The sequence below is a fragment of the Bacteroidota bacterium genome, from assembly GCA_036522515.1.
Classification (GTDB): domain Bacteria; phylum Bacteroidota; class Ignavibacteria; order UBA10030; family SZUA-254; genus VBOC01.
In genome coordinates this window covers 1-3449 of sequence record DATDFQ010000020.1, presented here as the reverse complement: position 1 = coordinate 3449, position 3449 = coordinate 1, and the positions used below count along the sequence as shown (strand labels likewise).

The 3449-nt window shown below is 60.9% G+C and carries 4 protein-coding genes; all 4 read right to left on the bottom strand.

Annotated elements, in window-relative coordinates:
* The coding region (locus VI215_03320) for a multiheme c-type cytochrome (protein HEY6191337.1) at positions 1 to 1107 on the bottom strand (1107 nt) is incomplete at its 3' end.
* A complete protein-coding gene (locus tag VI215_03315) occupies positions 1104 to 2177 on the bottom strand; it encodes a cytochrome bc complex cytochrome b subunit (GenBank protein HEY6191336.1) in 1074 nt (357 codons plus the stop codon). The genes VI215_03320 and VI215_03315, both read right to left, overlap by 4 nt.
* Before the next feature lie 4 nt (positions 2178 to 2181).
* A complete protein-coding gene (locus VI215_03310; protein ID HEY6191335.1) occupies positions 2182 to 2631 on the bottom strand; it encodes a Rieske (2Fe-2S) protein in 450 nt (149 codons plus the stop codon).
* Between the two features lie 151 nt (positions 2632 to 2782).
* Positions 2783 to 3449: cytochrome C (locus tag VI215_03305; protein ID HEY6191334.1), on the bottom strand; the 667-nt coding region annotated here is incomplete at its 5' end.

Genomic DNA, 3449 nt, shown 5'->3' with positions numbered 1-3449 from the left:
CATCGAAGCCGCAACTTCGAACCCGCCGGACTTTTCATGGTGGCACCGGCTGCAGACCGCGTCCGGAGCAACGCCGAGGAGCTTGTCGGTGGCGGCCACGATCTCGTGGTTTCCGTGGCACGTCTCGCATTCCGGGAGCTTCCGGTCGTCGAACGCCTTCTTGTGCGGGCTGGCCGAAAAGAGGTCTGCGTTCAGCGCGTGGCAGGTGCCGCAGACCTTCGATACCGACGCCACGCCCGGCGGCGCCGCGCCGTGGTTGCCGTGGCAGTCGTTGCAGGCGGGGGCCGAGACGTCGTGTTTCGCGAGGAGCGCCGCCCCGTGCACGCTCCGCGAATATTTCTCGAACTGGTCTGTGGGAATCCCGTACTCCTTCATGTAGGCGGGATCGCTGTGGCAATGCGAACAGGTCGCGGGAAGGTTGGTCGCGTAGACCGCCGACTTGACGTCTTTCGCCCCGCGGATGCCGTGGCTTCCGTGGCAGCTCGCGCACGCCGCGGCCTTCGGGTCTCCCTTGGCGTTTCTCACGCCGTGCACGCTCGTCCGGTACTTTTCGATCTGGTCCACCGGCAGGGCGGGGTTATAATCCCGCATAAACGTGGCGTTGCTGTGGCACGTCGCGCACGTCTTCACGACGTTCAGCGGATGGACCGGAGAGGCTGGATCCTTCACGGCGACGATTCCGTGCGCTCCGTGGCAGGTGATGCATTGGGCGATCTGTTCCTTGCCGTTGATGGAGAGCCGCGCGTGGACGCTCGCCTTCAGGAGCTCCCACTGGTTCGTCGGAAGAGACGAACCGAACGCCTTCATTTTTCCGGGGTCCGCATGGCAGTTCGCGCACGCCTTCGAAATATCATCCCCTTTCGGCACCCCGACGTAGCCCGCGCTCGAATCCATCGCCTGTTCCATCTCCTCGGCGTTCGCATTGCCGCCGTGGCAGCCGGCGCAAGTGATTCCTTTCGTGGCATGAATGTCATGCTTGAAGAGCGCCGACGGCTTGTCGCTCATCCCTTCGTGACACGTCAGGCATTGATTACCGCCGGCTGCAGCCGCTTTCCCGGGAAGAGCGGCCAGAAGAACGATGAGGAGTGCCGGTAGGAAGCGCGTCATACGAGCCATCCGATGATTGTCAGGAGGATGATATAGAAGACCGCGACGATTCCCACATACGTCAACATGCGATTCTTCTCGCCGCGGAGGCTCTTCCGGTCCCAGAACGGAACCAGCAGCCAGAGGAACCCGGCGAGCCCGAAGAGCATGATCCCGAACACCTCGCCGTCAACGAGCCAGAGTTTGCCGGGGATATACTTCAGGGTCTGGAACATGAAGAGGAAATACCACTCGGGCTTGATCCCCGCCGGGGCGGAAGCGAACGGGTCGGCTTTTTTCCCGAGCTCCCACGGGAAGAAGACCGCCAGGATTGCGAGGAGGTTCAGGACGATGAGCCAGAGGAGCAGGTCCCTCAGGAGAAAGTTCGGAAAGAACGGCATCGTCTTCCGCTGCGAAAGCGCGGCGCCTTCCGCCCCGAGCGGCTCGCTCATCCCCTGGCGCTGGACGAGCACGAGGTGAACGGCAAGGAGAACGGTAAAAATTCCGGGGAAGAGCGCCACATGGAAGCCGAAGAACCGGGAGAGGGTCGCCCCGGTAACTTCCGTTCCGCTCCGGAGAAACATCAGCAGCGGCGTGCCGACGAACGGAACCACCCCCGATATGTCGGTACCCACCTTCGTCGCAAAAAATGAGAGCTCGTTCCAGGGGAGGAGGTAGCCGCTGAATCCGAACCCCAGCGCCAGGAAGAACATCAGCATCCCGGTGAGCCAGGTGATCTCGCGCGGCTTCCGGTACGCCTTCTCGAAGTAGACGCTGAACATGTGGATCATCGCGGCAAGAATGAAGAGGTTCGCCGCCCAGCTGTGAATCGACCGGATCAGCCACCCGAACTGCACCTTCGACATGATGAACTGGATGCTCTCGAACGCGAGCCCCTCCCCGCTCTTGTAGTAGAGCAGGAGGAGAATGCCGGTCGCGACCTGGATGATGAAGAGGAAGAGGGAGACCCCCCCGAAATAATACCAGAGAGAATGGCTGTGGAGGGGGACGTACTTCTTCCCCATGAACCGGACCAGGTCCTCCAGCTTCACACGCTCGTCGATCCACGCGTAGATCTTTTTGAGGGTCACGGGGTTATGCCTTCTTTGAGACCAACACTTCGTCCCCCTGGACCACGACCCGGTATTCGTCGAGGGGACGCGGGGGCGGTCCGGAGACGTTCCTGCCGTTCAGGTCGTACTTGCCGTTATGGCATGCGCACCAAATGAGCCCGAAATCCTTCCGGAACTGCACTGTGCAGTCGAGGTGCGTGCACGTCGCCGAGAACGCCCGGAGGTCGCCGGCCGCGGTCCGGATCAGAACGACCGGCTTCGTCCCGAACTTCACGATCCTGCCGCTTTCGTTTTCAATTTCGCTCAGCTTTCCCGCGCTCACGGAGCTCACCTCCACTTCGCCCTCTTTCGGCGGCTTGAGGTACGCCAGGATCGGGTAGAGGATCGTCCCGGCGAGGGCGACCAATCCGCCCGAGAGGACGAACTTCAAAAAGTTGCGCCGTTCGGCGCCGTCGTGCGGTGTGGAATTCATTGGAATCTCAATTGTCTGATCGAACGCATCCTTCCTTCTGCCGGAAGGGTCCTACCAACCGGCATGTCATCCTGAGGGAGCGAAGCGACCGAAGGATCTCGGCGATTCGGCCGGGCAGATCCTTCGCTTCGCTCAGGATGACAGGTTGAGGTCATTGGCTGTTGTGGCAGTCGCTGCAGTTCATCTCTTTCCAGGAATCTCCCACGTCGACCGGGTGGCGGTACTCGATCCCCCCCAGCGCCATCCGGAGCGTGTCGCTCTCGAATTTCTGCGCGAGAATCGTGTGGCAGGTGTTGCAGTCTTTCGACAGGACTTTCCCCTGCTCGTTCACATGCTTGCCGTCGTGGCAGCGAAAACATCCGGGATAGTAGAGATGGCCGAGATTATCGGGAAACTTCTTCCAGTTGACGCCCATTTCCGGGAAGTAATTCCGGGCGTAAATATTCTGCACCTGCCCGATCGCGCTGTCGATCTGGACTTTCTTCGAAGAGGCGAGCTCGGGGTAATTCTGCCGGTAAAACCCGTCGATCGACGTCCTGATGCTGTCGAGGCCGTCCTGTTTGGTCCGGTAGGGGTTTTCCAGCGCCTTCACGGCGACGCTCTTGATGTTCGGAAGCCGCGGGTCGATCCATCCGAGGGACATCACATGGTTGACCGAGCGCGCGGGCGGATGGTAAATATGGGTCGGGCGGTTATGGCAATCGATGCAGTCCATGCGCCGGGTGAAGGCGTTCTTGATCGAATCATCGCTGACCTGCATCTCCGTGTTCCTGTAAACCGTCACGGTTCCGTCCGGTTTTTTGGAGCGGACCCAGGGG

Coding starts and splice junctions, on each gene's coding strand:
- VI215_03310 (HEY6191335.1), bottom strand. CDS start 2,631: ATGAATTCCACACCGCACGACGGCGCCGAACGGCGCAACTTTTTGAAG.